Origin of the sequence: Mesorhizobium sp. M7A.F.Ca.CA.002.09.1.1 (assembly GCF_003998555.1) — a bacterium.
GTDB classification, from domain to species: domain Bacteria; phylum Pseudomonadota; class Alphaproteobacteria; order Rhizobiales; family Rhizobiaceae; genus Mesorhizobium; species Mesorhizobium ciceri.
In genome coordinates, this window is the sequence record NZ_RZRR01001457.1 from 1 (window position 1) to 727 (window position 727).

The 727-nt window shown below is 62.4% G+C and carries 2 protein-coding genes; both read left to right on the forward strand.

Features of this window, described 5'->3' with window-relative positions; translation table 11 throughout:
- The first annotated feature begins 73 nt into the window (after window positions 1–73).
- Window positions 74–373: a GNAT family N-acetyltransferase gene (locus EN994_RS33975; protein ID WP_013529296.1), complete on the forward strand. Its 300-nt coding sequence runs from the start codon at window positions 74–76 to the stop codon at window positions 371–373.
- Between the two features lie 140 nt (window positions 374–513).
- Window positions 514–727, forward strand: a 214-nt coding sequence (locus EN994_RS33980; RefSeq protein WP_206524946.1) for a membrane dipeptidase, incomplete at its 3' end; no start/stop codon positions are given.

A 727-nucleotide genomic window follows, 5' to 3' on the forward strand; every position in this document is an offset into this window, starting at 1 on the left:
GGCACGAGGTGCGGCCAAACGAGATCGAGGCGGCACGGCGGTTCTTTGCCGATACTGCCCAAGGAGCATAGCAATGCCTGACCAACTGCCTGAGATCGAACTTGAGGATCGCGGTTCCAAGGGCCGCTACGTCCTGCGTGGACCCGATGGCGCCGAGGCCGAGATGACTTTCACCAAGATCGGTGAGCACCAGATCATCATCGACCACACCGAAGTGCCGGACGTCTTTCGCGGCCAGGGTGCCGGGCTTCGGCTTGTCACCCGCGCCGTCGAGGATGCGCGTGCGGCGGGCAAGAAGATCATCCCGCTCTGCCCGTTCGCCAACGCTCAGTTCCGCCGCCATCAGGAATGGGCCGACGTGCTGAAGCGGTAGGGATTCGTTGCTTGGAAACGGCGCGGCAAGCGGCTGCCATCCCACCGGGGCGGCTTTGGCATTTGCGCGGGTGGCGCATCCTGCCTAAGTAGATAGGATATATCTTAGCCGCGCCGACAAACGAACCGAATGATCCCCCAATGACCGAAACCGATCTCGTTCCCGTCTTCGACGGCCACAACGATACGTTGCTCAGGCTCCATCAGTCGAAAGACACGGACGTCGAAAAACTGTTCATCGAGGGGAAATCGGGCGGCCATATCGACCTGCCACGCGCGAAAGCCGGCGGCTTCGCCGGGGGCATGTTCGCCATCTTTCCGCCGCCTGTCGAGAAATCCAGGCGCGGCGCCGTGC

Coding starts and splice junctions, on each gene's coding strand:
- EN994_RS33975 (WP_013529296.1), top strand. CDS start 74: ATGCCTGACCAACTGCCTGAGATCGAACTTGAGGATCGCGGTTCCAAG.